This is a genomic window from Pedobacter polaris, assembly GCF_005116505.1.
GTDB lineage: Bacteria > Bacteroidota > Bacteroidia > Sphingobacteriales > Sphingobacteriaceae > Pedobacter > Pedobacter polaris.
This window is the reverse complement of the sequence record NZ_SWBR01000002.1, coordinates 335,191-360,948: the sequence shown is the minus strand read 5'-3', so window position 1 is coordinate 360,948 and position 25,758 is coordinate 335,191. Positions and strand designations below refer to the sequence as shown.

Here is a 25,758-nt window from a genome sequence, read left to right as displayed (position 1 = left end):
ATATCAAACCCCTAGTCGTCATTTCGAACGAGATTTTTCATCGAGGAGAAATCTCTAACGCTCTTTAGCACTGAACGGTCTATCGAAGGACCAACCCAGAGTCTTCGACAAGCTCAGACTGACAGGGTTTGAATGCATAATATCTACCTAGCATCACATTGAGTCTTTCGAAATATTGCTTCTAAGGCATGTCACCCTGAGCCTGTCGAAGGGTCTTGTGCTATAATAGATTCAGTAGTTTAGAAGGCAGATATCTCGTCGCTACGCGCTGTCGATATGACGGTAAACTTAAATAATCACCTTAATATTAAAATCATTTAGCAATGCTGTATAATCTTCAAACAGGCTTTCTACTTCTTTTACAATTTTAGGTGTAAAGACCCCTACATCCCTTCTAGTAAAGGTTGAAATATTTAATCCTCTTTTTTGAAGAAAATATTTAGAAACAATGGGATAAACATTATGCATTACATCCATATTGTCGATGATAAACTGCTGAACTACATTAACCTCATGAGTTAGGCTTTTATCATTATAATGATCGCATAACCAAACAATAAGCTCAGGAAAATAATTTCCTTGAATACAAGAAAGACCTGCAGATCCCGCTTTTAGAGACTCGACTGCATGAGCCATATATGCATCATACAATCCAAATTTATGCCCTTTTGTTAAGGCTAGCTTTTCCTTAATTTGATCGAGGTCTAAACTTGTGTCTTTGTGATAAATTACTCGATCTGTTGCAACAAATTGCTGTAATTGACTTGGTTTTAGAACTCTTTTATAAGGCACTGGACATTCATAAAATCCTAACGGAATGCCATCTGTTTGCTTCAGTAAATCAAAAACATTGGCATCAAAAACTTCGTCACTATCATTCTCATCGGCCAACAAACTGGTAATGGCAATTACGGCTTCTACCCCTGTATCATTTACGCTCTTCGCAAAATCAGCTTGCTTAGCAATTGCTCCACCAAACGTACCAGTCGCAATAACGGGAACTTCCCCACCTACAACGTTTATTACGTGTTTAATAGCCTGAATTCTTTCTACATCAGTTAATTCGAACATCTCACTCGATAAACAATTAGCGAATAACCCAGCCGCACCTGCTTGTAGATATACCTCAGTTAATTGAGTTAATGCAGTATAGTCTATATTTCCGTTGCTCGAAAAAGGCGTGAGCATTACCGGGATGAACCCTTTTTGTGAGTTTTCCATTGCTATTTAATATATAATTCGTTACTATTTAATGGTTGTTACCTGATTGATATCAACCTGTTGATTTTAAATTTTTATTTTTAATTCTAGTCAAGAAAATTCCTGTTAAGAATATGGTTAAAGTACCTACTACAATAATCATATTTTTATGTAACGGATTTCTAAACGTCTCGTATTCAGTCGGCAAGAGATAAGAAAAAGTCATCCAAATAATTACTGCTATACCAATTATTGTTGCCGTAATAGCTTCGTGATTTTTGGTCTGTTTGCTTACAATACCCAACAAGAACAATCCTAACATCCCTGCTGCAAAAATTCCTGAAAGCTCCCACCACACATCTAAAATGCTTTTAACCCCAATCATTGCAATCCCCGCTATCATCCCTAACAAACCAAAAACAACTGTAGCAATGTGTAAAACAGATAGATTTTGCTTTTCGTTAATGTCTTTTTTAAAGTATCTTTTATAAATATCTACTGTAAATACAGTTGCCGAAGAATTCATTCCCGAACTAATTGTACTCATTGCAGCAGACAAAATAGCCGAAACAATTAACCCAACTAATCCAATCGGGATCTTATTTACCATAAAATGAGGCATGATTTTATCGCCATAGTCTGCTGGAACCAGTGCATTTTGCACTTTAAGTATGTCGGCTGCTGATGCATTTAATGGTAATCTTTCAACTGCAACTTGATGTTTGATGGCTAAAATCAAATCTGGATTAACCTGATAATAAGCATATAAAGCCGATCCAATCACAAAAAACAAAAGTGAAGCCGGAATATATAACCATACACATAACCAAATTGACTTTGAAGCAGCTTTGCTAGATGATGCCGTATGGTAGCGTTGAATGTAGTTTTGGTCCATTCCAAAGTTATTCAGGTTAATGAAAAACCCATAAAGCAATACCACCCAAAATGATGAACTGACAAAATCTGGAGAAAAACTTCCGAGACTAAATTTATGGTCAGCTTTTCCTATTTCAATTACTTTTGCTATACCACCTGGCATATTTGTAATGATAAGATATAGGATTAATAATGCTCCCAAAGTTTTTATCACTGCTTGCACCACTTCAGTCCAAATCACTGCTTCTATACCACCGAGCACCGTATAAATGATAATGCAAATTCCCATCACAATCATTATAATTTGCATTGAGTAACCTGTTAGGGCTTGTAAGCTGAGGGCAATTCCGAAAAATATAGAACCCATTCTTGCCAATTGCGTTAACAAAAAGCAGATTACCGCATAAGCTCTTGCCCAAGGTCCAAACCTATTTTCTAAATGGGTATAAGCTGATATTTCTCCAGTGCTTCTGTAAAAGGGAACGAAGTATTTAGAGGCTATCCAAGCCGCTAATGGCATTGAAATGCTAAAAACAAATGCATTCCAGTTGGTTCCAAATGCTTTTCCGGGAACACCCAAAAAAGTATTACTGCTTAAAAAAGTTGCATAAATTGATAACCCTATCGCCCATCCAGGGATAAGTCCAGAAGCCTTTGTAAACTGCTCTGAATTTTTATTCTTTCGCGAAAAATAAACACCAACCAATATCATCCCTATGAGATAAATTACGATTATTGCTAAATCGAGAATAGGGAGACCCTTCATTTCTGGTTGTTCGTTTATAATTGGTTTAAACAAATATCAATGCATAAACAGCAGTTTTCATATCGAATTTTGTCTTTGTATTGTAGCATATTATCTAATTGAGTTACGGGTCAAGTAGCCAACCTAATAATTCAGATATTACAAATAAACGCCCAGACCTATAACCCACAACCTGTAACTCGTAACCCATCACTGCACATCTAAAGCATCAACATACAAACCTTTGGTTTCTGTTGGGATAATTCTAACTAAGTAACTTCCAGCATTAATCATACTGCCCGTATTGGTGTTGAAATAATTCCATTTACCTTCTTTAGTTGGGATAAATTCTACCAGTTCAGTTTTCATTACTGTACCATCAGCTGATAAAAACTCCATTTTCGCCTTCAAATTGTAGTCAAAAGAATTATGATATTTAATAGTTAGTGAATAAATATCAGCAACCCCTGTGTTTATTTTCCATTCTAAGACACTGCTTTCGTTGTTTTTAAAAACGACTCTTGCCCTGCCCATTAAGTCTTCTTTAACCAACCCCGCCCCTTTTAAATTAGCGTCAGTTGCTTTGTATGTTGTTACAGTTTTTAAATCGTAAGCAGGTTCTAAATTTGTTGGAGGAACGACAGCTACCGAATACATTTGCGTATTTAAACCCTTTAGGCCTAGTTTAATCTCATCACCTTTGGCAAACCTTTTACGGAAAACGTTAAACTTTATACCTGCATTATTAACCACAATTGATTTTGTATCCTCATAATTTGTTAACCAATCTAGTTTAGTTTTTTCATCTGCAATTACAAAAACATCAGCTGCTGTGGTTATTTTAAATGATAAACTTTTATTGGTTTTATTTGAACTTTGAATCCATTCGGCACCAAATAAGTTTGATGGTAATGAAGTAAATTCTATCTGTTCATCCGTATATTGTTTATCTCCAATATCCAACCAAGTCGAGTTTTCAATATTATTTGAATGCTCTATTATAGAATTATTTAAAGCCGCGAGTTTAATATTTGGGTTTAAAGTTGCTACTGCAATTGCTGAAATTACTGCTTGTCCGACTTTAACTTGCGGAAAAGAAACAACCATTTGTCCGGCTTTACAAAAAACCTTAACCGTCTTTTTTAAAATCTTATTAGTACCAACTTCCTTCCAAATGTCTAAATCTTTGATAACTGTTTTATCATTGATAGCTACATCAAATAAACGCATTCCTTTTGCATCCATTCCGCCTCCAATGCCCAGCCAAGGTTCAATAAAGTATAATTCGACCAAGTATTCTCCATCAGCAGGAATAGGGAATTGAAATTTCAATTGATCTCTTCCATACCTAAAAGTTTGAAATAATTTCCAATCTGACGTTCCCTTTATTGGGTCAAAAGTTCTTCGCTGACTAGCAAAAAAAGAAGGGACACCTGGGAAGTTGGCCGTCCAAGATGTTGAACCATATGCACCAGTTTCGGAGTCAGCTTGTTGATCTGCAGACCAAACTTTACCAAATTGATCAGTATAACTAGGTCCACCAGCATTTAAGCGATATAGGTAATGATAACCTTTTACGGGTTCTGTGATGTTTGTATTTTCAATTAAACTCTTAAAATTTGGTGATTTCGGCAAATTGTTTAAAACAATATAATCTCTAGCAACTGCCTTTCCATTTACATAACCAACTGCATAAAGTACATTATATTGAATAGTCGGGCGATCCCATTGGAAGTGACTTCCAATTCCTTTTCGAGTTCTTTTACCTAACGATTGCTGATTAACATCGTTAAAAAGTTCAACTTCATCGCAATTTGAATATACTGTAATGCTATCTTTTATACCAGGAGTTAACCAACGATTTGGCCATGTATGCGATACAATGTAAACCATTGGCTCGGTTTGTTTTGGCGCATAATTTGCCCTAAACATGTAATAAACATCAGTAGGCTCTTCCCAAGGCGTATACATTCCTTTGTAATTTACGGGGCCAACCCTATCTAAATCTCTTAAGCCTTCACCACCTTGTACCCTACCTGGATTGTCGTGAGAACTGTACAGCCAGAAATAATGCCCTGCAGTTTTATCCTTAACACTTTCTGCCAAGCGAACTTTTGTTTCCATTAGTTCGGTCATATAATTTTCAGTATGTGTTGGGTTTTTAGCCTGTGGATCTGCCGTATGCAAATCTAAAGTTCTCCAAGCACCATACTCGCCTACTAAAACCTGCTTCTGCAAATCATCTCCATAGGTTAGTGGGTTGCCACCGTAAGTTCCAGTCCAGTTTTGAGGCACATCCCAATCAGTTCCTTTGCCGCCATTACAAGTAGTTACTTTACGTTGTGATGAAGCGGTTGGGTCTAACTTTCTAATCAGTTCTGTACATTCTCTAGCAAAATCTTCTGGCAGGGTACTTTCATTTTCTAATCCCCATAACACAACCGAAGGACTATTTCTTCTCTCCTTTACCCAATCTGTTAATAACGATTTAAAGTTCTTTCTAAACTCTGGTGTATCGTACCAAATGTGAGCAGCCATTTGAGTCCAACTTAAAATCCCTAATTTATCCCAATAAGTTTGATAAAGTAAGTTGTGTGGTTGGTGCGCATCGCGGAAAGCGTTAAAACCAGCAGATTTAATTTGCATCACTCTCGAACGAATTTGCTCGTTGCTAAAAGCGTGGCTCTGGCCAATCAAATGTTCATATTCTGCAATTCCGTTGATGAAAACCGGCTTTCCATTTAATAGAAATACTTTCTGATTTGCTTTATCGCCAATTGGCCAACTGATCCATCTTATGCCGTAAGGTGTATTTAATTCGTCTACAACTTTGTTATTTTCAATGATTTTAGTTTTAACTGTATACAAATACGGATTTTCTAACGACCATAATTTAGGGTTAATCAGTTTATCTGATTGTTGAGTTAACACTAAATCTTTTCCAGCAGCAATTTTTTCATTGCGTTTTAATTCAGTAATTACTTTGCCAGCTCCATCTACCAATTGGTTAATGATTGTGATGGTTTTGGTTTGAGAGCCGTAGTTTTTTACAGTTGTTTCAAAATTAAGCTCAGCTGATTTTTCAGAAATCTGATCATCATTCCAAATATGGACACCAAAAGGCTCAATTCTAATTTCGTTGGTAACGATGAGATGTACTGGTCTAAAAATCCCCATTGGTTGAGAACCCTCGGAAAAACCTCGCTCGGTTGAGCAGCCACCATCAACCCAAGGTAAATCTTGAATATTTGCGGGATGATCTGCCCGAACTGCCAATAAATTTTCTTGGCTATTAAGTTTGATAACAGAAGTTACATCAAGCGTAAAAGTTGTTCTTCCGCCAGCATGATAACCAACTTTTTTACCATTTAACCAAACTGTAGCATAAGACCCTACCCCTTCAAAATAAAGAAAAAATCGCTTTCCTGTTTTTACTTCATTGCTTTTAAAGGTTTTTCTGTACCAAGCATAACCGTGTTTGTTGCCGTGGAGCTTTCTTTGGTAACCTTCATATTGGTCCCAATTGTGAGGAACATTTACCGATTTCCAGTTAGAAGTTTTGTATGGATTATTTTCAAATCCATTATAAGCGCTGATGTCCTTCTCATCAGCTATGCTTAACCAATTATTGTTGAGTAAAATGTCTTTACGTAGATTTTGCGCAAAAGCTTCGGGGGCGAATGAAAGGATAAGAATAACTAATAATACTTTTATATTTTTCATAAATAACACACTTGCGTCATTGCGAGGCACGAAGCAATCTCATTCGTTAACTAGTTCTGCAATCGCTTTAAGATTGCTTCGTACCTCGCAATGACGATTTACTTTAAAGCAATTTTAAAGCTCCATTCAGTTTATAAGTCTCACCCATTTTTGTAGCAATGCTGATCATTTGATTTTTATAACGAATTATACAAGTCCCACCAACTTTTGATTTAACCTCCACATTTTCCAATTTTCCGTTATTCCATTTCAAGCTTAGCTCAAAACCTCCTCTTGCCATTACCCCCTTAATTTCTCCAAAGGGAATAGCATCTGGCAACGAAGGTAAAAGTTCTATATAACCTTGATGACTTTGTACAATCATTTCGGCAATACCTGCAGCTCCTCCAAAATTTCCATCAATTTGAAATGGTGGGTGCGCATCAAAAAGATTAACATACGAGCCTGATGCTCCATCAGTTGCTGGTTTCAATAACATTTTAACCAAGGTCATAGCGTGATTGCCATCTTTAAACCTTGCCCAATAATTTATTTTCCAAGCCAAGCTCCAACCTGTGGCATCGTCACCACGATATAAAAGCGATTGTTTAGCAGCTTCCATCATTTTGGCATCTTTATCCCATGTTATATCGTTACCAGGATAAACGCCCCACAAATGCGAAACGTGACGATGTTTATTAGTCGTATCGTCTTTATCCTCTAACCATTCTTGCAACTGCCCGTATTTACCAATTTTATTAGGGGCAATTTGTTTAACTTTTTCTTGAAGTGATTTTCTTAAACCTTCATCAACCCCTAAAGTTTGTGAGGCCTCAATACAATTGTTAAACAATGTTCTAATAATTTGATGATCCATTGTTGGGCCAGCAACTAAACCACCATTTTCAGGAGAATTTGAGGGAGTACTAATCAACCAACCTGTTTTTTGGTCTTTCACTAGAAAATCTTCAAAAAATTGCGCCGATTGTTTCATCATCGGGTAAGCCTCTTCCTGTAAGAACTTTTTATCTCCAGTAAACAAATAATGCTCCCATAAATGCTGACATAACCAAGCTGCACCTGTAACCCAAATACCGTGGTTAGAAGCATTTATGGGTGCAGTTCCGTTCCATAAATCTGTATTGTGATGTAAAACCCAACCATTTGCATTGTAATATTCCTTGGCAGTTTCTGTTCCTTTAACAGATAATGCTTTTATTTTGCTAAACAATGGTTCATTTAATGCTGATAGATTTAAAATTTCAGTCGGCCAATAATTCATCTCCATATTGATGTTGGTAGTGTATTTACTTCCCCAAGGTGGAGACAATAAATCGTTCCAAATGCCTTGCAAGTTTGCTGGTTGTCCGCCAGGTCTTGAACTAGAAATTAACAAATACCTACCATATTTCATATACAAAGCCATAAAAGCTGGGTCGCTAGCTTTGGCAAATTTTACCAAACGCTCATCCGTTGGTAATTTTGCATTTTCAGCAATCCCAAAGTTTACATCGAATGTTTTGTAATAACTCTGATATTCTTGAATATGAGCCTGTTTAATTTGATTATAAGTTTTTCCTTTTAAACTTACTAATGCTTTGGTATTGGCGCTTACGGGATTTCCTGAAACATCATCAGCATTGATAAAATTAGTTCCTGCAGTTAAGTATAAAGTAACTTCATCAGCATTGCTGATATTTATCCTCTGATTTACGATTTTCAGTGTTCCATTCTTTACCACTGCTGTTAATCGGCTTTCGCCTTTTAAAGCACCATCCTTAACTTTTACCGAGATAGAAATTGTATTGTTATTTACAACCTTAACAATGGAATGTAAATGAGGACTTGACAAACCCGCTTCAAAAGTAATCGATTTGGTTTTATTGGCAGATAAATGAATTACAACGGCTTGATTTGGTTGACTAGCAAAATATTCTCTCTTATAATCAACTTTGTTTAAAGTATAAGTTGTGGTTGAGATAGCCGTTGATAAATCTAATGTTCTTTTATAGTTCGATACTGTAGACTTATCATTTTTGAAATACAAGTTTAAATCGCCAAATGGCTGGTAACTTGCTTGATATTGAGCAGTTGCAGGTGGCTCTTCATTTTGAATTTTATATTTCCACTTTTTCACCAATGAAACACCATTTTCAATGTTAGAACCAACAGGATATACTCCAATATGTCTTTTTGTGTCTTTGTAGCCAGCAATTCCACCTTTATCATAATAGTTTAAAACTTGTATGGCGATGGTGTTTGTTCCTGCTTTGATCAGCTTTGCTGGAATGGTATATTTTCGTGGCTCTGTGTTATCAGTATTGCCAACCAATTGACCATTGATATACGTAAAATCCTGGTCGCGAATTCTATTTAAATCTAAAACTAAATCTTTCCCAACCCAGTTTGCTGGCACTTCAAAAGTTGTTCTAAACCAAACGGCACCATCTAAATTTGATAAACCAACAATCTCCCAACCTTCATAAGATGGAACTTGGAGGGTTTTCCAAAGTTTATCATCGTATCTTTCAGCCGAAGGGTTTCCTGTAATCCCTTTTCCAGCTTTCATTTCCGAAACCCATCTGGTTTTATCTCCTGCTTCACTTTTTGAACCCATAAATTCGGTTTCAGCTAAAGTTTCTGCTTCCTTTTGTTTACCTTCAAAAAGCAATCTTCTGATTTCTTGAAGGTATTTAGAGGCACCTTTTTTATTGTAGTTCCTTGGTTTGCCTGACCATAAAGTTTCTTCGTTAAATTGAATATGATCTTGTGAAATACCTCCAAAAATCATTGCACCTATCCGTCCATTGCCTATTGGCAAAGCATCCGTCCATTTCTCTGCAGGTTTATTGTACCAAAGGTGATGGTCTGTTTGGGTAAATGCATTATTGCTCAAGGCAATAAGCAAAAACAATGTGAGGACAATATGCTTGGTTTGATTAGTCATTGTTTTTTTAATATAGTTTATTAAACTATTTTCGTCATTGCGAAGGTCGATTTTTCATCGCCATGAAGCAATTTTTCCTGCTTGATAGATTGCCACGTCGTTCCTCCTCGCAATGACGCACATATTATTTATTTATCTCCAGAAATAACTGTAACCTCTTCCTTTACATCAGCTTCTTTTTTAACGGGAACTTTAGCATTTCTGAAATTGTTATTGCCCAGGCTAATATTCTTTGTATCTGTTCCACTCAAACGTAAATAAGTCGCTGTTCCTGTAAATGGATTTGAATTGTAAATAAAAGCATCGTTCACATTTTTCAAATCTAAAATTGGTGAAATTGCTAAAGGCGTGTAACTTTTCACATTATCGATAGTTAGGTTATTTACTTTCGAAGCAATGATGGAAGCACCTATTTCTGTATTGATTTGGACGTTGTGGAACTCAATTCTATTAGCACTAGAAATATTGAAACCAGATTTAGCATCTAGATTGATATCACTGAATGTGATGTTTTCGATTGGCATCTCTTCTAATCCATTTAAATATGCAGCTTGATTTACTTGCCCTGTTATATTGCTAAAATGAATATTCCTAAATCTGGGTGTTCGCTCAGAAACTGGCTCAAAATTGGTTTTTGCATACTGTAAATCGAGTACTATGGCCTGATCCCTTATGTTTTTCATCACAATATTGCTTACCCTAATTTCTTCAACAATGCCACCTCTACCCCTTGCTGATTTTATTCTAATTCCACGATCTGTACCATCAAAAACACAATTAGAAATGGTAATTTTTCTCACATCACCACTCATTTCGCTGCCAATTACCACACCCCCATGACCTGATAACATGGTACAGTTGGTAATGGTATAATTTTCTGCCGGAACAGCCATTTTTCTACCTGGCCCATCTTTTCCTGATTTTACCGTAATACAATCATCGCCAACGCTTATATGGCAGTCTGAAATATGAACGTTTTTACAAGACTCTGGATTGATGCCATCTGTATTTGGTGCATTTTTATGCGGATTAAAAATGGTAACCGCATGAATTTTTACATTTTCACAAAACTCTGGATTGACTGTCCAAAAAGGAGAATTACGAATTGTAATCCCTTCAATTTGAATGTTTTTACTGTACATAAATTGAATAAAAGGTGGACGTAAAAAGCCACGTTTCATTTGTTTCGGGTCGTCTGGCAAGAGGATATCCTTATTTAGTTCATCAAATTTAAGTTGCCATTTAGAACGAGTTTGCCCTTCTTTGTAGCCTTCTACAAAATCCCACCATTTTTTCCCGTGACCATCAATAATCCCTCTACCCTTAATAGCTATATTTTCTGCTTTGTAAGCATAAAAAAGTGGAGAAAAACTGGTTACATCTACACCTTCATATCTGCTTTTTACCATTGGTAGGTATTGATCAAAATCATCGCTAAAGTGGAGTTCTGCACCAGCATCAATTAAAATGGTAATATTGCTTTTTAAATGAATTGGTCCTGTTAAGTATTTACCTGCCGGAAAATAAACTGTCCCTCCTCCTTTTTTAACAGCTGCATCGATAGCGTTTTTAATAGCTGTTGTGGCTAGTTTACTACTGTCGTTTTTTGCACCGTAATTAAGCACATTGTAATAGTTTTGTGCATTTGCGGATATGCTCAGACTTGTAAGTAAAGCAACTATTAATGATTTTAAGATATATTTCATTTTGTTCTTTTTATGCTTTGTCATTCCGATTTTGGAGGAATCAATTAAGTTAAACTCTTTTAATTAGATTCTTCTCTGCGCTCTGAATGACAAAACGTTTATATCGTCATTGCGAGACTCGATTTTTCATCGAGGCGAAGCAATCTTTCCAGCTAAGTTATTAGTAAGAAAGATTGCTTCGTCGTTCCTCCTCGTAATGACGATTATGTTATTTTATTTCATTGCAACTTTAACCGGTTTCAAATCAGCAGTTTTGTAAATTAATTTACCATTCACATAAATCTGAAACCCTTTTCCTTTATTGTATTTCTTTCCTGTTTTATCCCAAAGCAAGGTAATTGTTTTACCATGATAAGAAATTCTATCCAACATAAACCAATCCCATTGCCCTTTCGGTATTAAGGGATAAATTTCTAAAATATTGTCAGCTCTAGGTTTAAAGCCGATTAAATCATTAATTACTAAATCAGCAAAAGTAGAGTGGTTGTAGAAACTACTTCTTGGGTTATCACCCTTTAGCCATTCGCCATTTTTCTCATCTTGATATTCACCAATATAAGGTTTGCCATTCTTGGCATGAGACTTAGCGTACTGCTGCAATTCAGTATAAAAAACCTTTGGCGTCATTTTACCGTGGTTTTTGTAATTAACCAACAAGTTCGACAATCCTTTTAAAGTTTGTGAGGTAGCAAACGGCCATAAAGCACCGTCCCATTCACAACTGTGTCCTGTTCCACGAGTTCTAAATGTTGGTTCTCTTCTTTCGGCAGTGGTTAATCCCCAAGGTGCTTTAAATCCACCAGTATCTAGTAATTGATCCCAAGCTCTGGCGTAATTGGCATTGTCATCTGGCAAATTAAAATCCCAAGGAATAAAACCAATAGCTTCTCTGGCTTTTGCTAAACCACCTTTGGCATTTCTAGTTTTAAAAAACGAAGTCGATGCATCCCACAAACTATCTTGAACTAGCTTTTTTAATATTGCTTGTTTAGCTTGATACTTTTGTTTTAAATTTTCATTCTTCAACAATGTTGAAATATTAACTAGCGCCTTTGCATTTGCATACATATAACTGTTAATGGTTGGTCGGTTATTTTGGTCTTTTCTTGAGCCACTCACAGATTCTTCCATCCCATCTTTTACATCGTGTTGCCAAAACAAGCCGTTTTTAACTTGCCTTTCTGTTTCCCATTTGGTATAATCTGCATCTAAAGCTGGGAGAATACTTTTTAGAAATCCAACATCAGGTTTTACCAAATAATTTTGATAAACAGCGTCATCAACCCAACTACTAAACTGATGGAAACGTTGCTTAGTCTGACCAACATCTGCTTTGTACAACCAAAAATTGATGTATTCTTTTAAATAACTGTTATTCTTCAGCCATCTACCCTCATAAATATGGTGGCCTAAAGCACAGCTGATGGAGTTATACTTACCTGCATGTTTTACTGGCTCAATAAATTCTGTGAAGATGAAACCTTCTGGAGTTTTAACCAAATGTTTTCTAAATGTCCACCAACGGTAATAATAATTCTGTTCGATAATTGGGTCTGGACAATCTAACAAAGGCACATTTGCAGCTAGCCAATCGAAAGCTTGTACATTAGGTACAAAATTTTTAACCGCCTCTGTGTCAATACCATTGAAATAAGTTACATACTTTTTCAGTTTAGCTGTACTTAACAAGTGTTGCTGTTGCGAATAACCAGTTGCAGTTAGCAGTAGCAACAACAATGTTGATAATATTTTCTTTTCTTTTCTCATTATTCAAATAGCCAATCTATATCTCTTCCACGTCCATCGAGACCTGCATTAAAAATTCTTAATTCTTGTTTGTCATCTATAAAACCCAACACCAAACAAGCACCTTTACTTAAATTTAAAGTATGGGTACCAGCAGCAAATGAGTAGGCATGTACATTTACTGGCGGAAAGCCATTTACAATTATTCCATTAGAAATCTTGATTTCAGATTGACCATAATTGTTAGCACTTGCATCTATTTCTAATTGTGGCGCAGGAGAATATTTAGGATTTTTCTCATTAAAGAAACCAATCAATAACTTAACAGGTGTTTTTGTAGTGAACTTAATTTCTGTTCCGGCAGTTATTTGTTGTTTTTTAGCAAACTGAATTCCTTTTAAGCCGATTAATTTTTCAGTCACTTCTTTTATTTGAGAAGTTGTATCAGTAAATACAATTGCTGATTTATCGATTATATAAGTCTGGTTATTAGAAAGTAATTGTACATCAGCATTTTGAAAAGGAATAATTGATGCTACAACTCCAGGCTTAATAGATTTTAAAGAATCGATACTTTTTTTGAAATGATTTAATTCTTTAGTGTAAACAGGCAACATTTCTTTCCAAGTGATGAAAGTTTTATCTACGCCACGCATTGGTATTTTACGTTGTTTGGTCTGCATACTGTTGGCATACAAATAATCGTTTTCTGTTAGCTTAACCAGTTCTGTATAATAATCAACGCTCTTTTGTAATGATGGCAAGGCTTTTTCCAAATCCTCAACTTTGTTAGAATATTTAAATCTTAAAATCCATAATGCACTTTTAACCTTCTCCGCATAAAAATTTGCCATTGCATCATAACAATACATGTCATTTTTAAGCCTTCTAAATTCTTCTTTATCCTTGGTAACAGTGGTTGATACTTGGTTAATTGATGCTAAAGCTTTTTTCCCATGTTCCACAACTTCTTTTGCAATTTGTATTGGAGTTTCGCCAATATGAGCCTGTTTATTCCATTCTTTTTCAGCGTATTCGATAATCATTTCTCCTTCTGGAGCTTCTGATTCATACATCAATGTAAATACACCATAACGGTAAGGATTTATGAGTTGTGTCATCAACATCCCTAAGGTTAAAGTTTGGCGGTTACCATCAGTTATTCCGTAACGTCTTAACAGCTTCGGAGAAATCTCACCCGACTCCTCATATGCATTTAAAATAGCCTTCCCTCCTGTTAAGTTTGTGCCGTATTTGTTCGCCAATTGGTTTCCCAAATAATTAATCTCTTCGTTCCTATCGCGATTAGCATTCCAGGCATACCTTGCCCATTCTTTGTACCATATCCAATCTCTATCTACTTGTAATTGTCTTTCTGCAATCTTATCTGCTGTGTAAGGCCAATCCCAATAACCTGATTGTGGATATAAATGCAACCCTTTGGCCCCATAAATTTTGTCCATTGCTTGTACAGATTTCTGTATAAAATCAGCAGAACCATATCTAAAAGGCTCTAAATTTGCAAGAATGTGTACGTTAGAAATGTTCATTGTACCAATTCTGCTCAAAGTTCTATTCAGTTCTGCCCAAGCACCTCTTGGTGCATAGGTAGTTAATGCCTCTCCATTGAACTTATTTTCAGTATACAAATTCTTATAAATTGGCAGCGCTGCTTTCATTACCGCAGGTGCATCTGTATCATGTGCACGTAAAACGATTGGAGGTTCTTCTTTAATTCCAGCAGCTTTTAATCCATCCTTTACACCAGGAATAATCGTTTTGGTAAACCAATCAATATCATCCTGTCCAACACCTTCCATCGCCTCGCCTAAAGCCACCATTATACCTACGTTAGGGTATTTTTGCACAAATGCAGCAATTGATTTCTGCGTATAATCAGCTATCAAAGGAATGATGGGACGATTTCTATCTTGAGTTTTTAGGTTATGTTTTTCTGCAAAAGGTTTAGGAATGATGATATTATAAAACATCTGGATTACCCAAATCCCTCTTTTATCAGCCTCTGCTGTTAAGAAACGAAACATTTCCTCATTCTTCTTAAAAGTAGCTTCATCAACTTCCAGAGCATAAGGATAGTCTTTTAACTTCACCAATGATGAAAATGGATGCCCATTCCACAAATACAATGAGTTAAAACGATTATCAACCATCATATCTAAATACTTTATCCATAGTGCCTTATCGTAAAACCAAGGAAAGCTTTCTGGCGTGTAGGGATATTCATAAACATCTCTACCAGGTAAATAATCTGGTTTTTGGAGACCAATGCAAGTTCCTCTTAATACCATTTGAGGATGGTCAGTGATGGAAAGTTGAGATGGGATTTTTCCCCCAGATGTGATTTTCTCACTTAAATCTACACAACCATACAAAGTTCCAGAATTATCTGCTCCAATAATATATAGTGTACCATCTTTATCGTAAGAGATAGAGAAACCTTCTTTCCCTGCTGTTAAAGCATTATTTTTAAAAGAATTTGGAAGTAAACTAACTAAAACTTTATCAGTTGCAGTACCAATTACAATGGAATTTTTTCCTTTTGGTAGTTTTTCTTTATAGTTAATAACGGTAAGCTTTATTTCATAACCTGCTTTAATTAAATTATTAAGCAAACGTTTTGTTCCAAAACCTACTCTTTGTCCACCTTGCGAAGAAATATAGATATTTTTAGATTCCTTAGGCAGCTTTGCTGCTTCAGTAATTATAGGAGCTATAAATAAAAGGGAAATAAATATAATGAAATTTCTCATTCAATTTGGTTCAAGTATTTTTAAACTTCTAACGGTTTAAAACTATATTTGGTTATCAATATTATTTAAATATAAAACTAATATTCAAATATAAGTAAATACATATTTTGTTTAATGTAATATTTCTGCAAGTTAATGTAGCATATTAGCATTTGAAATTTGTTAAAGTATGTCATAAGTTAATATTACCGCAGAAAATTGCAGATTTAAAAGAACGCTAATGTTCGGTGAGCCAAGTCGGTTCTTATCTGCGAGAAAAAAAGCAATTTCTAAGTTACTGTCAAGTTTTACAATTAAATTGTTTGGTTCACATGGGCATGCATCATGGCATCAAATTAAATGACAAGATTAATAACAACTACAATAAACACGATAGTTAATACACCAAAAAAACAGTTACTATAATCTTCGGCATCGAACAAATCATAACGTTTCATTTTTTTTGGTTGATACTTTGATCCAATTATAGAATAAAAACCTTTTTTAACCAGTATACCCAGATTCACCAATATTAACTTACCTATAACGTAAGTAAATATTTCGAACAAAAACATCATAGATCTCGATTTAGTTTATTTTGATAAACTATGCCAATATAACATAATATTTAGGCAAAAAAATACAACTTTAAATACCTTATTACTAGTTTATTTGTAAACTTGGATAATTTATAATCTGATATGATTTATAAGCTAACATTGAGGTAAAATATATCATTAGATTATCCATAATATAGGGTGAACGATTTGCAAGCGTTAACGATGGAAGCGGCCTCTCCCGATTCTTTATCGGGAATACAGCGGATCCCGAATATTCGGGATTAAAACGCCCAAATAATTTTAGAATATTAAAACTAAATATAAATATGTTTTCATTACAAGGCAAAAAAGCAGTTGTTACAGGGGGTGGAAGTGGAATTGGGAAGGCAATTGCAACTATATTAGCTAAACAAGGTGCCGAAGTGCACATTATAGAACTGGGAATTGAACAAGCTTCAGCTTCACTAGAAGAAATTAAAAATGCTGGAGGTACAGCTTTTAGTTATGCTTGTGATGTTGCTAATCATCAAGCTGTTGTTGATGCTTTTAAAACAATCGGGAAAATTGATATTCTAATTAATAATGCAGGAATTGCTCACGTTGGAAAAGTAGATACAACTTCAGAAACCGATTTTGACAGAGTGATGAATGTAAATGTAAAAGGAGTTTATAACTGTTTACACGCTGTAATTCCTCAACTTCGTTTAGCTGGCGGAGGTGTGATTATCAATATGGCTTCTATTGCAGCTTTAATTGGTTTGCCTGATCGTTTTGCTTATAGTGCTGCAAAAGGTGCTGTTAAAGCCATGACAATGAGTATTGCAAAGGACTATATCAATGAGAATATCAGATGTAATTCTATTTCTCCGGCAAGGGTTCATACACCTTTTGTTGATGGATTTTTACAGAAAAATTATCCTGACAATATCTCTGAAATGTTCGAGAAATTATCAAAATCTCAACCAATTGGCAGAATGGGCAAACCTGAAGAAGTTGGCGCTTTAGCTTTATTTCTTTGCAGTGATGAAGCAGCCTTTATTACAGGATGCGATTACCCAATTGATGGTGGATTTACGACTTTAAATAATTAAATTATACAAAACTTTATAGAATGAAATTAATAAGATTTGGCGAAGCTGGAGCTGAAAAACCGGGAGTAATTATAGACGAGAAATACTACGATGTATCTGGTTTAGTAAGTGATTATGATGAAAACTTCTTTTCGGGTGATGCGATAAAAAAACTAGCTGAAGCAATAAAAACCGCAGATTTACCTCAAATTGATAAAGAAGTAAGATTAGGCCCTGCTTTGGCTAGACCTTCTAAAATAATTTGCGTTGGTTTAAACTACAAAGACCATGCTGCAGAAACAAATGCCCCTATCCCTACTGAACCCATTTTATTCTTCAAGGCAACTACTGCTATTGTTGGTCCGAATGATGATTTGGAAATTCCTAAAAACAGTATTAAAACAGACTGGGAAGTTGAATTGGCAATTGTGATTGGTAAAAAAGCTAAATATGTTTCAGAAGCTGACGCCTATGACCATATCGCAGGCTATGTTTTACACAATGACTATAGTGAACGCGAATTCCAATTAGAAAGAAACGGACAATGGGTAAAGGGTAAAAGTGCAGATACTTTTGCACCTATCGGACCATTTATTGCAACTCAAGATGAAATTGCAGATGTACACAATCTTCGCCTTTGGTTAACCGTAAATGGAAAAACACTACAAGATGGAAATACCAGCAACTTAATTTTCAATGTTCCTTTCATGATTTCATATATCAGTCAGTTCATGACCCTTTTACCAGGAGATGTAATTACAACCGGAACACCAGCAGGAGTTGGATTGGGACAGAAACCTACACCTTGGTATTTAAAACCTGGTGATGTTGTGGAGTTAGGGATAGACGGATTAGGAAGCAGCAAACAAAATGTAAAGGCCTATCAATAAACATCCAATTATTTTTTTTAATTTAACGAGCCAATCGTATTCCGATAGCATCGGATTTAAAATTAATTTATGGATAGATACTGTTTCACACTTGACCTTAAGGAAGACAAAAAATTGATTGAAACTTATAAGCAGTATCATAGATCTGTTTGGCCCGAAATTAAAGATAGCTTAAGGGATGTTGGAATAGAAAATTTAGAAATCTATTTAGTTGCAAATAGGCTTTTTATGATCATGGAGGTTGATGATGAGTTTACCTTCGAAGCAAAAAAGAAAGCCGATTTAGCAAACTCAAAAGTGCAAGAATGGGAAAAATTGATGTGGAATTTCCAACAACCGTTACCTTGGGCAAAATCAGGAGAAAAATGGGTAATGATGGATCAAATATTTGAGTTATAAAATGATTGACAGTCATGTTCATTTTTGGAATTTCGACCCAATTAGAGATAATTGGATAACTGAAGATATGGGTATAATCAGAAATGATTTTACGCCTAATGATATTTCTAAAACTTATAATGAAATAGGAATAACTGGCTGTGTTGCCGTACAAGCCAATCAGAGTGAAACAGAAACAGAATTTCTACTCGGTTTAGCTTCACAAAACTCTATTATTAAAGGTATTGTTGGTTGGACAGACTTGAAGGCTGATAGTTTAGAAGAAAGATTAAATCATTGGAAATCATTTCCTTTAATTAAAGGTTGGAGGCACATTTTACAAGCAGAGCAAGATGATTTTATCTTAGATGATCAATTTGCAAAAGGTGTAAAAACATTAAATGATTTCAGTTATACCTATGATTTGTTATGTTATCACACCCAACTAAAAGCTATCAACAGACTAGTTGATAAATTACCAAACCAACTTTTGGTTTTAGATCATTGTGGCAAACCTGATGCTAAAACTCAGGATTTAAAAGCTTGGGATGAAAACATTAAAACACTAGCACAAAACCCAAATGTATATTGTAAAATCTCTGGATTATTAACAGAAGCTGATTGGTTTAACTGGACAGAAACTGAGATCTTTAATTGTTTTGACGTGATATTTAAACACTTCGGAACTGATAGAATAATGTATGGAAGCGATTGGCCAGTAGTTTTAGTAAGCAAACCTTATACAGATTGGTTTAACTTGGTTAATAAGTACGTTTCCCAATTTACTGAGGAAGAAAAAATGAAAGTTTTTTCAAGTAATGCAAAAGCATTTTACAAGATATAACACGTTTTGTCATTCCGACTTCGGAGGAATCTGTATGTTAACTTACTTTTAAATCCATCTTGGTCGAGATTTGTAATCTCGACCTTATTACCTGAGGATTTTAAATCCTCAATTAAAGGTTCTGGATTGCAAATCCAGACCAACATAAAAGGACCCTGAAATAAATTCAGGGTGACGCAAACTAAAGAACAGCAGATAGAGCAGGATGGAAAATAAAATATAAAATATTAGTTTCCCACTTTTAAATCAAGGATCTGACCAGACAACAAATTAAATATGAGCAAAAAAATTACATTCCCCTACCATTCTCAATACCCTTCCGTAGCAGACTTAAGACGCAAAGCAAAGAGTAGAATTCCTAAGTTCGCTTTTGACTACTTAGAAGGCGGTTGTAATGAGGGACTTAATTTAGCCCGTAACGAAAGTGATTTCGATGATATTTATCTTAAACCAAATTATTTACGTGTTGGCGGAGATATTGATATGTCTGTCGAATTATTTGGTCGTAAATATAGTGCTCCTTTTGGCATATCGCCAATAGGTTTACAAGGTTTAATGTGGCCAAATGCTCCAGAAATTTTAGCCAAAGCTGCAGCCAAACATGATATCCCTTATACATTAAGCACCGTATCAACAAGTAGCATCGAGCGAATTGCAGAAGTATCAGAAGGGAAAGCATGGTTCCAATTGTATCATCCTACAGAAAACAAATTAAGAGACGATATTTTAAATCGGTTAAAAGTGGTCGAGTGCCCAGTTTTAGTAGTTTTAGTAGATGTCCCTGCGTTCGGATTAAGATATAAAGAAATCAAGAGCGGATTGTCTATTCCTCCTAAAATGTCAATTAACAACATATTACAGGCTTTTGCTCGTCCTTTGTGGGGAATTAAAACCTTACAGCATGGAATTCCTTCATTTGCTACATTGAAACCTTATATGGAAAAAGGTTTAGATATGTCTCAATTGGGACAATTTATGAATAAAACGTTTACTGGTAAGGTTGATATAGAAAAGGTTTCAGCAATTCGAGATATATGGAAAGGGCCTTTAGTACTAAAAGGAATTGCAACAGATGAAGATATGCAGGCGGCTATTCAAATCGGTGTAGATGGCGTTATTGTATCCAATCATGGCGGAAGGCAAATCGATGCAGGTGAGTCTTCAATTAAATCGTTGATTAAGTTAGCCAATAATCCAGCGTATAAATCTAAGCTAAAAATAATGTTAGACGGAGGTATTCGATCTGGTGTTGATTTAGCAAGAGCACACGCCGTTGGCTCTGAATTTAACTTTATGGGCAGGCCTTTTATGTATGGGGTTGGCGCCTTGGGTAACGAAGGAGGAGAACATACAATTAATATGTTTAAGACTCATTTATACCAAATAATGCAACAACTAACCATCGAGAAAATTTCTCAGTTTCCAGAGCGGTTATTAAACCCCTAAATCCCCTAAAAGGGACTTACCTGCAAGTCGTAAAACTATAAAACCTTACATAATTGTTGAGGTTTTTTTTTTGAAAAAGAATGTCAGTTTTTCATCGCAAATACAGTCCTGCTCTCAGCTTTAGTCTTTTCGCTTTCAGCTCAAGAGCTATCGCCTTAATCAGGTTTAACTAACAAAGTTGGTGGTTCTTGGCAATTGCTAGGTGCAAACCTAAATAGTTGCAAAAGCCTGTGTAAAACAAACCCGATAGCAGTAGAAAAATCTTTTTGTCATCCTGAGCGAAGTCGAAGGAAAAAAAGATTTTGTAGCGAATAGCGGGGCTGCAGCTTACCATGGAAAAGGCAACTGCTTTACCCTTAAAAATTCTACAGAATAGTCCTATTGGGAAACAATGTTCGCCCCTGTCATTCGCATGAAAATGGGAATCTTAATGCAAGTTGCAATCCAAATTAGCCTTTATGTCGCATTACGATACCCAATCGAGTTGAGTATGACGAAACTTAGCTGTAAGGTCTACATTAAAAATAAAAAGCAAGACTTTATGAGTCTTGCTTTTTTGTGCTATCTAATCTTGTAAAGCCCCCTTTAGGGGGTTGGGGATTTATTTTAAGAACTTATAAGTTGTACTAGTTGTATAAGTCTGACCAGGTTTAAGCGTTGTAGAAGAAAAATTTGCATGATTTGGTGCATCAGGGAAATGTTGTGTTTCTAAACATAATGCAGAACGATGAGGATAAGATTTTCCTTTTTTACCATCTTTAGTTTCGCCTGTTAAAAAGTTCCCACTATAAAATTGTAAGCCTGGCTCAGTTGTATACACTTCCATTTTAATACCTGTTACAGGGCTTTTTAAAGTAGCTACTGGTGTTTTACCATCATTAGCCTTTAAAGCGAAGTTATGATCATAACCTTTACCAAATTTCAATTGTTCTTCCTTTAACTCAATGTCTTTGCCAATTGCTTTAGCTACATTAAAATCAAATGAAGTTCCTTTTACTGGCATTAATGCGCCTGTCGGGATTAAGGTACTATCAACTGGTGTAATAGCATCAGCAGCAATCATTAACTCGTGATCCAAAATTGTTTTATTACCCTCTCCACTTAAGTTAAAGTAAGCATGGTTAGTTAAATTAACTATTGTTGTTTTATCAGTTGTTGCTGTATAGTCTATTTGAAGGGCATTTTCGTTGGTTAAAGTATAAATTACCTTAACGTCTAACTTACCAGGATAACCAGCCTCTCCATCAGCAGATGAATAAGTTAATTCTAATTTCTGTCCATCTTGTTTTGCATCCCAAACCTTTCCGTAAAAACCATCAGTACCACCATGTAAAGTATTTGGCCCATTATTTAATTGCAATTGATATTCTTTTCCTTCTAGGGTAAATTTACCTTTTCCTATTCTATTGCCATAACGACCAATTAATGCTCCAAAAAAAGGTTCACCTGTTTTGCGGTATGTGCTAATGCTATCATAACCTAAAACAACGTCTGTTAATTTATCATTTTTATCAGGCACTAATAATGAAACTACACGACCACCAAAATTTGTGATAGTAACAGATACACCATTACTGTTAGTTAATGTATAAAGTTTTACTTGTTTATCATTAATTACAGTATCGTATTGAAGAGAATCGCTTTTAACGGTTTCTACTGATTTCTGGGCTTGATTACAAGATGAAAATGCAACAATTAAACAAAATGTCGCAAAAGGAAGTGCTTTAAGAATGATTTTTTTCATGAGATTTATTTTGGTTTGTGCTAAAATAGTAAATTTAATTAACGTTGTAATAACGATTATATTTATTATTAATAAAGAAGGATTTTAGTTACATCAAAAAAATTATATATAATTTAGCGAAATCCTACAATATGGAACTAATTATTAAACCAAATCTATTTAACGCTTAATTTTCGTATGGCCAAGTATAGTAACGTTAAACCCATTCTTATAGCAGTAGACTGCATTATATTTGGTTATGACGGCGAACATTTAAAGCTTTTACTTGTAAAAAGAGCAATTGAACCCGAAAAAGACAAGTGGAGTTTAATGGGAGGTTTTGTTGGTGACGATGAAAATTTAGATGGTGCCGCAAAACGTATATTATTAGAATTAACGGGTTTGCATGATGTTTATTTAGAACAATTGCATGCTTACGGAAATCCTGATAGAGACCCAATTGAAAGAACTGTTTCAGTAGCTTATTTTGCATTAATTGACATCAATAAGTATAGCAAACAAATTAATGATCAATATCATGCAGAATGGTTCAAGTTAAAAGAAATACCTAAACTGATATTTGACCATGATAAAATGGTGAAGGCTGCAATGGACAAAATCCGTTACCAGGCTGCACTTCATCCCATCCTATTTGAACTTTTGCCAAAAAAGTTTACCATTCCTCAACTACAGGCCTTATATGAACAAGTTTATGATTCTCCTATAGACAATAGGAATTTTATTCGGAAAATAACAGCTAGTGGATTGCTGATAAAACAAACTGAAAAAGACAAATCTAACTCAAGACGCGGAGCTTTCTATTTTAAATTGGACAAACAAAAACACAAAGCACAATTCCAATCTTTTCTAAATTTAACCGCAAAGTCTAAATAAAAAAGCCCCGAAAATTAAATTCGGGGCTTTTTACTTATTGCTGTAACCTTAAGGCTTTGAGGCCTCTGGTGCTTTACCAATCAAATCCATAAACTGATCTAATTTAGGCGTAATGATTATCTGGGTACGTCTATTCTGAGCTTTCCCAGCTGGAGTATCGTTTCCTGCTATAGGATTGTATTCACCCCTACCTCCTGCAGTTAAACGTTTAGGATCTATATTGTAGTTTTTTTGGAGGGATTGAACAACTGAAGAGGCTCTTAAAGCACTTAAATCCCAATTGCTACGAATATTTGGCTGAGAGATTGGTACGTTATCAGTATTACCTTCAATCAGCACATCATAATTACTATAGTCCGTTATGATTTTTGCAATTTTACTTAAGGTTGTTCCAGCTTTATCTGAAATTTCATAACTACCAGATTTATACAACATGTTGTCTGATAATGAGATATACACAACTCCTTTTAATACTTTAACATCAACATCAGTCATTTCTTCACGACTTAATGATCTAGTTAAATTATTAGTTAATACCATATTTAATGAATCGCTTTTGTTTTTGGCATTAACTAGTTGTTGGATATATTTATTTGATGCATTTATTTCATCAACTAACTTTGAAATGTTAACATTACCTTGACTAGTAGAATTTAAGCATTTATCTAACGCAGCTTGTAATGAAACAAGGTTTGACTTTTGACTTGCAATTTGCTCTTCTAAACTTTTTACTCTAATTTTCTGACCAGATACATCTGATTCACTGTCTTGCAAACGTTTATTTAAGTCTTGGTTACTTTGTTGTAACTTACTATTGTTTGCCTGTAGCTCTTGAAATTTTTTATTGCTAACACAACCTTGTGTTAATATAGCCAGAGCAAAAGCTATTGATGTTAATTTTGGATATTTCATAACTTTTATATTTTACCTGTTAAAACAAACAAAAAGTTATAAAGTTTGGGCATCAATAATCTCGGTAGAGAACAACCAAGTTAATTACCTATAAATAAGATAATTAACAGATTTTTGTGAATAGGAAATTAGTTATAATAAATTCAGTGAAGATCCAATAAACTCAATGTATTCAATTTTATGGCTATCATTTAAACCACTTTTATCTCTCTCCTTTTGAAACTGAATAAAAGAAGGTATGTTAAGGATTTGATTTTGCACCTCTTCATTTTCGTACATAGAAATATGAATAAAAGTTACCTTATCTTCCTGTAAATATACATTATATAGAAAATTTAAGGTTTTTTGTTTTTTAAAGTCTGATAAGAAATTATTAATATTTTGTTTGTTTTGCTGAACATACTCAGGCTTAACGGTATAACTAACTTTTACTGAAATCATCTTTGAGTTATATTAAATGCTTAAATGTACAAATTTTTGTTAAATCTTAAAAATACCTTAGGACACAACAAATGAGAAACCTTTAAACATAAAAAAGACCTTGCCATAGCAAAGTCTCTCTTCGTAATGATTGAGCTCAAAAGCTTATTTACCCGAGTTTTTTTTCTCAGTTACTTCAGTACGAATTTCTTGAGCTAAGCCTTTAAGGTCTTGCATAGCTTTACGTACTCTTGTACCTGCAGCAGCATTACCACCGTTATAAAATTTTTCTGCATCTGCTTCAATAGCAGCAATTACTTCTTTAACTTTTGAGAATTTTTCCATTTTTTTAGTTTTTATTTGAATTCAAATATATCATTTAAACCTAATAAACAAGTATCTGTTGAATAATTAATATTGCTTTTTAGCAATGCTAAGCCACTTTTTGGGCAAAAGCTCCTGAAACCTAATTTGTTAGCAAATCATTTATTTTTCTTTTTTTCAAAAAAAAGTGCCTCTAAATGCTATTTGACCATTGTTAAGAGGCAAATTGTATCATTCAGCGCTACAGTTTTAAATGATAATTGCTGGTGTAAAGTAACTAGTTCACCTTCTTGTAGATCAATTTTATGATCAAAACTTTCGAAATAAATCAGACCTTTTATGACTTGTAAACTCATTGTTGCTTCATTTTCTTCTTTACCAGGCTGAAAACTCTCCTCCTTTTTAAGTGCAATTAGCGTTATTGTTACTTTATCAGATTTAAAAACAGTGATTGCATTTTTACCATTTTTGTGGTAGGCCTCTTCATTTTTAATCTGCTCTATATATTTCGGAATATGAATAGGAATTATTCCTGCATCCAAAGGTCTTGCACCTTCTGGTCTCCGTTGCGTAGCATTGTTGTGTTTCTCTTCCATAGTTGTTTATTTACCTCATAAAAACAGTA

At 34.8% G+C, this 25,758-nt stretch carries 18 protein-coding genes; 6 read left to right on the top strand and 12 right to left on the bottom strand.

The genetic code is table 11. From position 1 onward, the window contains the following. Positions 1 to 288: 288 nt before the first annotated feature. The 7 genes from FA048_RS07845 to FA048_RS07815 form a co-directional block, all read right to left on the bottom strand. Positions 289 to 1,221 (bottom strand): dihydrodipicolinate synthase family protein, encoded by a 933-nt coding sequence (locus tag FA048_RS07845; protein ID WP_136839684.1) that lies wholly within the window; start codon positions 1,219 to 1,221, stop codon positions 289 to 291. A gap of 52 nt (positions 1,222 to 1,273) precedes the next feature. Then, positions 1,274 to 2,875, bottom strand: coding sequence for a sodium:solute symporter (locus FA048_RS07840; RefSeq protein WP_225872509.1), 1,602 nt, complete (start codon positions 2,873 to 2,875; stop codon positions 1,274 to 1,276). A gap of 156 nt (positions 2,876 to 3,031) precedes the next feature. Continuing rightward, complete coding sequence (locus FA048_RS07835; RefSeq protein WP_136839683.1) at positions 3,032 to 6,544, bottom strand: malectin domain-containing carbohydrate-binding protein; 3,513 nt, start codon at positions 6,542 to 6,544, stop codon at positions 3,032 to 3,034. 103 nt (positions 6,545 to 6,647) lie between these two features. After that, positions 6,648 to 9,470 carry a glycoside hydrolase family 95 protein gene (locus FA048_RS07830; protein WP_136839682.1) on the bottom strand — a complete coding sequence of 941 codons (2,823 nt, stop codon included), beginning with the start codon at positions 9,468 to 9,470 and terminating at the stop codon, positions 6,648 to 6,650. 128 nt (positions 9,471 to 9,598) lie between these two features. Then, positions 9,599 to 11,176, bottom strand: a complete 1,578-nt coding sequence (locus FA048_RS07825) for a glycoside hydrolase family 28 protein (RefSeq protein WP_225872508.1) — start codon at positions 11,174 to 11,176, stop codon at positions 9,599 to 9,601. A gap of 213 nt (positions 11,177 to 11,389) precedes the next feature. Continuing rightward, on the bottom strand, positions 11,390 to 12,943 hold the full coding sequence (locus FA048_RS07820; RefSeq protein ID WP_205943453.1) for an MGH1-like glycoside hydrolase domain-containing protein: 1,554 nt from the start codon (positions 12,941 to 12,943) through the stop codon (positions 11,390 to 11,392). Beyond that, positions 12,943 to 15,693, bottom strand: coding sequence for an alpha-d-galacturonidase (locus FA048_RS07815; RefSeq protein WP_136839680.1), 2,751 nt, complete (start codon positions 15,691 to 15,693; stop codon positions 12,943 to 12,945). Before FA048_RS07815 ends, FA048_RS07820 begins: the two co-directional genes overlap by 1 nt. Before the next feature lie 865 nt (positions 15,694 to 16,558). Here FA048_RS07815 and FA048_RS07810 point away from each other — a divergent pair. From FA048_RS07810 to FA048_RS07790, 5 genes are all read left to right on the top strand, one after another. Then, on the top strand, positions 16,559 to 17,323 hold the full coding sequence (locus FA048_RS07810) for an SDR family NAD(P)-dependent oxidoreductase (RefSeq protein ID WP_136839679.1): 765 nt from the start codon (positions 16,559 to 16,561) through the stop codon (positions 17,321 to 17,323). A 20-nt stretch (positions 17,324 to 17,343) separates the two neighbouring features. Then, entirely contained in the window at positions 17,344 to 18,192 is an 849-nt protein-coding gene (locus FA048_RS07805; protein WP_136839678.1) for a fumarylacetoacetate hydrolase family protein, read from the top strand. A 69-nt stretch (positions 18,193 to 18,261) separates the two neighbouring features. Then, positions 18,262 to 18,591 carry an L-rhamnose mutarotase gene (locus FA048_RS07800; protein WP_136839677.1) on the top strand — a complete coding sequence of 110 codons (330 nt, stop codon included), beginning with the start codon at positions 18,262 to 18,264 and terminating at the stop codon, positions 18,589 to 18,591. A 1-nt stretch (position 18,592) separates the two neighbouring features. Further along, positions 18,593 to 19,414 (top strand): amidohydrolase family protein, encoded by an 822-nt coding sequence (locus FA048_RS07795; RefSeq protein ID WP_136839676.1) that lies wholly within the window; start codon positions 18,593 to 18,595, stop codon positions 19,412 to 19,414. Between the two features lie 276 nt (positions 19,415 to 19,690). Beyond that, positions 19,691 to 20,860, top strand: coding sequence for an alpha-hydroxy acid oxidase (locus tag FA048_RS07790; RefSeq protein ID WP_136839675.1), 1,170 nt, complete (start codon positions 19,691 to 19,693; stop codon positions 20,858 to 20,860). Positions 20,861 to 21,461: 601 nt separating this feature from the next. On the opposite strand, the gene FA048_RS07785 is transcribed toward FA048_RS07790, so the two are convergent. Beyond that, positions 21,462 to 22,604, bottom strand: a complete 1,143-nt coding sequence (locus FA048_RS07785) for an aldose epimerase family protein (protein WP_136839674.1) — start codon at positions 22,602 to 22,604, stop codon at positions 21,462 to 21,464. Positions 22,605 to 22,781: 177 nt separating this feature from the next. On the opposite strand from FA048_RS07785, the gene FA048_RS07780 reads away from it, so the two are divergent. Beyond that, positions 22,782 to 23,477 (top strand): NUDIX hydrolase, encoded by a 696-nt coding sequence (locus FA048_RS07780; protein WP_136839673.1) that lies wholly within the window; start codon positions 22,782 to 22,784, stop codon positions 23,475 to 23,477. 48 nt (positions 23,478 to 23,525) lie between these two features. Here the strand turns inward: FA048_RS07780 and FA048_RS07775 are convergent, their stop codons facing one another. The 4 genes from FA048_RS07775 to FA048_RS07760 all read right to left on the bottom strand — a co-directional run bounded on the left by FA048_RS07775 (position 23,526) and on the right by FA048_RS07760 (position 25,729). Next, positions 23,526 to 24,389 carry an OmpA family protein gene (locus FA048_RS07775; RefSeq protein ID WP_136839672.1) on the bottom strand — a complete coding sequence of 288 codons (864 nt, stop codon included), beginning with the start codon at positions 24,387 to 24,389 and terminating at the stop codon, positions 23,526 to 23,528. Between the two features lie 132 nt (positions 24,390 to 24,521). Continuing rightward, positions 24,522 to 24,830: a hypothetical protein gene (locus FA048_RS07770; RefSeq protein WP_136839671.1), complete on the bottom strand. Its 309-nt coding sequence runs from the start codon at positions 24,828 to 24,830 to the stop codon at positions 24,522 to 24,524. Between the two features lie 144 nt (positions 24,831 to 24,974). Next, positions 24,975 to 25,154, bottom strand: a complete 180-nt coding sequence (locus tag FA048_RS07765; protein ID WP_131553776.1) for a histone H1 — start codon at positions 25,152 to 25,154, stop codon at positions 24,975 to 24,977. Between the two features lie 179 nt (positions 25,155 to 25,333). Continuing rightward, the gene (locus FA048_RS07760; protein ID WP_136839670.1) at positions 25,334 to 25,729 is read right to left on the bottom strand and encodes a cupin domain-containing protein; all 396 of its coding nucleotides are present in this window, start codon (positions 25,727 to 25,729) and stop codon (positions 25,334 to 25,336) included. Positions 25,730 to 25,758 lie beyond the last annotated feature (29 nt).